This window comes from Runella zeae DSM 19591, from assembly GCF_000423565.1.
In the GTDB taxonomy this organism is placed as follows: Bacteria; Bacteroidota; Bacteroidia; order Cytophagales; family Spirosomataceae; genus Runella; species Runella zeae.
Map to the genome: position 1 here is coordinate 18,989 of NZ_KE384051.1, position 5,990 is coordinate 24,978.

General features: G+C 42.2%; 4 protein-coding genes. 1 reads left to right on the plus strand and 3 read right to left on the minus strand.

Annotated elements, in window-relative coordinates; translation table 11 throughout:
* The coding region (locus G563_RS38585; protein WP_037328885.1) for a T9SS type A sorting domain-containing protein at window positions 1-1,254 on the plus strand (1,254 nt) is incomplete at its 5' end.
* Window positions 1,255-1,326: 72 nt separating this feature from the next.
* Here G563_RS38585 and dnaE read toward each other — a convergent pair.
* The 3 genes from dnaE to G563_RS36585 form a co-directional block, all read right to left on the minus strand.
* Window positions 1,327-5,034 (minus strand): DNA polymerase III subunit alpha, encoded by a 3,708-nt coding sequence (gene dnaE, locus G563_RS0133215; RefSeq protein ID WP_028669131.1) that lies wholly within the window; start codon window positions 5,032-5,034, stop codon window positions 1,327-1,329.
* A gap of 102 nt (window positions 5,035-5,136) precedes the next feature.
* A complete protein-coding gene (locus G563_RS0133220; RefSeq protein ID WP_157585810.1) occupies window positions 5,137-5,466 on the minus strand; it encodes a hypothetical protein in 330 nt (109 codons plus the stop codon).
* A 214-nt stretch (window positions 5,467-5,680) separates the two neighbouring features.
* A partial coding sequence (locus tag G563_RS36585) for a transposase family protein (protein ID WP_037328664.1) occupies window positions 5,681-5,990 on the minus strand: 310 nt, incomplete at its 5' end.

Genomic DNA, 5,990 nt, shown 5'->3' on the forward strand with positions numbered 1-5,990 from the left:
GGTACACTTGAATATTCTAAAGACGGGACCAACTGGCAAGAAAGTAACACTTTCAACGGGCTCACAGCAGGTAATTATACTTTCCAAGTACGTTTGCAGAATAATACCAGCTGCAGCAATAGTTCGGCGCAGCAAACAATCAACTCCGTACCAAACGCCCCAACCATTTCCAGCGTGGATTTGACGCAGCCTACTTGTGCTACCAACACCGGTACCGCCGTCGTCAACGCTTCTGGTACAGGTACACTTGAATATTCTAAAGACGGTACCAATTGGCAAGAAAGTAACACATTTACCAACCTCACAGCAGGTAATTATACCTTCCAAGTGAGATTGCAGAACAGTATCACTTGTTCGGCTTCTTCTCAGCAGCAAACTATTAACGCAACTCCCACCTCTCTGACCGTATTTAATTTGCAAGGTGGAACTACCCTATGTGCTAGTAGTTCGGGCAACATACCTGCCGCTGCTATCGTTCTCAACGGCTCACAAATCGGAGTAATATACCAACTCAAAAAAGACAACCAAAACTTCCGAGAACCTATCTCTGGTACAGGCAGCAACCTCGTATTTTCCACCATCACCGAAGCTGGTACGTACACGGTCGAAGCGTTTGTGGAAGGAGGAGCTTGCTTGACCAATATGAATGGATCTGCTACAATCAATCTCGGACAGACGCCCAATGTCTTTACTCTCACTGGGGGGGGAAGTTATTGCAACGGTGGAAATGGCGTAGCCATTGGCCTCAGTAGCTCTCAAACGGGGATGAATTATCAATTGCGCAGAGCCAATACTAACATTGGCAATCCCATAGCAGGAACAGGTAGCGCTATTTCTTTTGGAAACCAAACCTTAGCTGGTACCTACACCGTAATAGCCACCGATGCCAATTCTTCTTGTAACCGAAACATGTCTGGCTCTAAAACTGTCACTGTCACTAATTGCAATGCTAGAGTGGCCAATGCCGAAAATAGCAATGTTGAAAATACCGAACTCAAAGATTGGGCTACTATCGCACCCAATCCAGTGGTGAATTCTTTTGCTACAGTTTTGATAAAAGGTCAAGACAATCAAACTATTCAATGGCAACTTATGGATTTGAAAGGTAGCCAAATTAAAGAAAATAAGTTTGAGACTATTTCAGCATCGCATCAGGAAAAAATATCTCTTGAAGGTTTAAAGCCGGGCACTTATTTGATTCGTTTACAGGGAGTTGAAAAAAGCATTACGCTAAAAATTATCAAAGCAAACTAGCGGGTGCTCTTATACACTAAAAAGCCCTTCCAACACGAAATTGGAAGGGCTTTTTTTATCAAAACCTAATTTTTAATTGACCGAAAATCGAATTCCACCCATACTCTCTAAAAGCTTAAAAAACTCATTGGTAGGAGCTACTCTATGCGTTCTGGATTGAAGTTTCACCTCCGTCCGACTTTGATGGTCTACCACCGAAACCGTGAGTGCGCAGTGGCCAGGGTATGCTTGAACGGCTTCGTTGAGCTTGCTAACAAGTGGTCCATCAATCATTTCTAAATCTAATTGAAGCTTAATTTCTTTTGTTAGCTTTTCGCGCACTTCATTCAAAAGCTGCATCGAAGCTATTTTGAATTCATATTGGTCTTCTTGTTTCCAACGGTTCTGGATTTTTCCTTTTACAAACAAGAAATGACCGACTTGTACATAAGCCGAGAATTTCACAAAATCTTCTCCAAAAAGCGCCATCTCCATCGAACCCGCATAATCTTCGAGTTTGAAAATACAGAAAGGATTGCCTGTTTTGGTGGTTCGGACTTGACTGCTACTCACAATTCCCGCCACTGTAATATCTTTTCCAAACAACAACGGGCGCCCGCCAATTTCTACATTGGCCACAATTGGGCTATCGCCTTCGTCATCCACGTCGGTGCTGTCAGGGACTTCAGAGGTAGCCATTACTTTGTCGAGGGTACAAGTACAAAAATTGGTCAACTCTAAACGATACATATCAAGTGGGTGGCCTGAAATGTAGAAACCAACCACGTCTTTTTCGTAGCGTAACCGCTCTATATCACTCCATCGTTCGACATTGGGCGCTTTAGGTTTGGCAATGTCAGCGCCACTTCCCCCAAAACCACCAAACAACGACGCCTGTGCGTTGGCTTTATCCGCTTGAACGGCATTGGCATATTTGATTAATTTTTCAATTAAGTTCTGTTGTTCGCCGTCGGCAGCCGTAAAATACTGAGCGCGGTGGTATTCTTCAAACAAGTCAAAAGCCCCGGCATAGGCCAGCGACTCGATGGTTTTCTTGTTGACAGTTCTTAGATTGACACGCGTCATAAAGTCAAAAAGGTCTTTGAAAGGCCCATTTTTGGTTCGTTCTTCGATGATACTTTCTACGGCCGCGTCGCCAGTGCCTTTGATACCTCCCAATCCAAAACGAATTTCACCGCGTTTGTTTACCCCAAAACGACGTTCCGATTCGTTGACGTCGGGTCCCAATACAGGAATTCCGAGGGCTTTACATTCTTCGAGGAAGAACGTAATTTTTTCGATGTTGCCCAATGAGCTTGTCAAGACCGCCGCCATGTATTCGGCAGGATAATGGGCTTTGAGATAGGCCGTTTGGTACGCTACAAAAGCATAGCAAGTAGAGTGAGATTTGTTGAAGGCATAAGAGGCAAAGGCTTCCCAGTCGGTCCAGACTTTATCGAGTTTTTTCTCATCAAGATTGTTTTTTCGTCCCCCTTCCAAAAACTTACTTTTGAGCTTATTCAGAGTTTCTATCTGCTTTTTCCCCATTGCTTTTCTGAGCACGTCGGCATCGCCCTTGGTAAAGCCTGCCAACTTCTGAGAAAGCAACATCACCTGCTCTTGATAAACGTTAATCCCGTAAGTATCAGCCAGATATTCTTCCATTTCGGGAAGGTCATATTCTATTTTTTCGCGTCCATGCTTTCGGTTGATATAGTTAGGAATGTACGCAATTGGCCCTGGGCGATAAAGCGCATTCATGGCGATAAGGTCTTCAAAACGGTCAGGTTTGAGTTCGCGCATGTACTTTTTCATCCCGTCGGATTCAAACTGGAATACGGCGTTGGTATCACCTCTTTGGAACAATTCAAAAACCTTGACATCATCCAACGGAATATAATCAATCTCTATTTTAACCCCGTGGTTGGCCTCAATCATCCGAAGGGCTTCCTTGATGATGGTCAAGTTTCTTAACCCCAAGAAGTCCATCTTGATGACCCCCGCATCTTCAATGATTTTTCCTTCGTATTGGGTAATCAACAATTCCGATTCTTTGGAGGTACTGACGGGGATCAAATCCGTCAAATCGGAAGGAGCAATGATGATTCCTGCCGCGTGAATACCCACGTTCCGAACAGTCCCTTCTAGCTTTTGAGCTTCTTTAAGAACCTTGGCTGTGAGGTCGTTGCCCTTTAGCATTTCACGCAATTTCTTCAAATTTTCTACCTCATCGGGCGTCACAACTTCCGCCATTTTTTCGAGAGGCACTTTGAAGACCTTGTCCAAATTCATGCCATAAGTCGGCTTATCGGGTACAAGTTTTACCACGGCATTGGCTTCTTGCAGGGGTAAATCCATCACCCGTGCTACGTCCTTAATCGACGATTTGGCCGCCATAGTACCGTAGGTGATGATTTGAGCCACTTGATTTTTGCCGTATTTTTGCACCACGTAGTCAATCACTTTTTGGCGGCCTTCGTCGTCAAAGTCAGTATCAATATCGGGCATGGAGATACGGTCGGGATTCAAGAAACGCTCAAAAAGCAGATCGTACTTAATGGGGTCAATGTTGGTGATTCCGATGGCATACGCTACCGCGCTACCTGCCGCCGAGCCCCGCCCAGGGCCAATGAGTACACCCATGTCGCGCCCGGCTTGGATAAAGTCGGCTACGATGAGGAAGTAACCCGGAAAACCCATGTTTTTGATAGTATTCAACTCAAAGTTGAGGCGGTCTTCTACCTCTGGCGTAATTTCTTTGTATTTCTGGCGTGCGCCTTCAAACGTCCAATGTTTGAGGTATTCCCATTGATTGAGCACATCGGCGGTGAGTTCTTTCATTTTACCGTTGAACTCAATCATTTGCGAAATACTGTGCTTTTTAAACTCCTCAGGAATCGGAAAGTTGGGCAATAAAATATCCCGATTGAGTTTTAAAAGCTCCACTTTATCAACGATTTCTTGGGTATTGTCCAGCGATTCGGGGAGGTCGCTAAACGTTTTGAGCATTTCGTTTTTGGTTTTGAAATAAAACTCATCGTTGAAAAACGCAAAGCGTGTGCCTTTAGGCATTGGATTTTCGTCGTCAAAATCCTTGTTGGTAGGTGTTGCTTGTTTGTCGCCCGTATTGACACACAGCAAAATATCGTGCGCATTGGCGTCGTCTTGCTCTACATAATGGCTATCGTTAGAGCATATCACTTTGACGTTGAACTCTTTGGCATATTTGAGCAATGCTTCGTTGGCAATGATTTGGTCACGGATACCGTGCCGTTGGATTTCGACATAATAGTCATCGCCAAACAAATCGAGCCACCACTTAAACTCTTGTCGCCCCGCTTCTTCGCCTTTTTTAATGATGGCTTGCGGCACACTTGCCCCGATACAACAAGTAGTGGCGATGAGTCCTTTATGATATTTTACGAGCAGTTCTTTATCAATACGTGGGTATTTGCCATACATTCCTTCAATGAATCCCAGTGAACATAGTTTGGCCAAATTTCGATAGCCTTCGGCGTTTTTGGCCAGCAGCAATTGGTGACGGCGGACGTCTTTTTGCTCTTTGGTAAACTGTTTTTTGTGACGGTCTTCGACCAGATAAAACTCACAACCTACAATAGGTTTAATACCTGTTTTGTGTCCTTCGGCCACAAACTCAAATACGCCAAACATATTGCCGTGGTCGGTGATGGCGATGGCGGGCATTTCGTCGGCTTTGGCCTTTTTAAACAGTTTCTTTATATCTGCCGCCCCATCGAGTAGCGAGTATTGGGTGTGGCAGTGGAGGTGGGAAAATTGCATATCAACTACGTTAAATTCTGTATCTTGGATTGGATTTTAGTGAGTTATAAACGTACAATTTTGAAGCTTACGTTATAAATGCAAACTTCTGAAGTCTATGTTTTAAGACAAATTTCCTATAAAACTGTGAAGAGGTTTATATTTTTCCCTTAGTCTTTCAAGATTTTTCTTAAAATCATCTAAGTAATATTTCAAATCAGCAGCCACATTTTTGTTGTTTTCTTTTATTGGAAATAACATTTTATGGGCATCAATTGCATTAGTTACAATTTCATCAAATCCTATTTCTTGGCTCATCTCTTTGCTATTTTTCCATAACTCAAGAAGTGGCTGAAGTAAGTTTTCTTGAATCAACTCAAGATTTGTTGGATTTTGTTTTGTCTCATTAATATGTTTTACAAGAAGGCGATTTAATGTTTCGTAGAAATCCAAATAGGGATTCTTGTCCTTTTTTAGCTCTCCTAACTTAGACGCCACCATTTTTCTAACTTCATATACTAGTTTTATATACTCCTGTTTGCGGTCGAAATCATACCTTTGGGATTTTTCTAAAGATTTTCGTATTTCAGTATATGAATCATAAAAATAATCTATAATCCCGAAGATGGCAGCTATATCATCATTAGAGTTGTTTTCTTGTTGATTACTAACAAGTTATCTTTTTCTTAAAGTCGATTTTGAAGTTCCAAAGGCCTGCGCATAATTCAATACTTTCATCAAATTTTTCCTTAGATTTTCCTCTATACTTGTTAATTAAAATATGATAACGTTTTATTCCTGCAATTGCATTTTCTACAAAAACTCGCTTTTTACTAATAGACTTGTTGTAGTTTTTTTGCTCTAATGTTAAGCTTGGATAAGGATTTTTTTTGCTTTTTTTGGGCTTTTTAAATGGAATCTTTAAAGACAAAAATTTGTATTCTTTCTGAATACCAAGATAACCTAAATCAACATAT

Excerpts from the sequence above, each read along its gene's own strand:
- dnaE (WP_028669131.1), bottom strand. The coding sequence starts at position 5,034 with ATGCAATTTTCCCACCTCCACTGCCACACCCAATACTCGCTACTCGAT.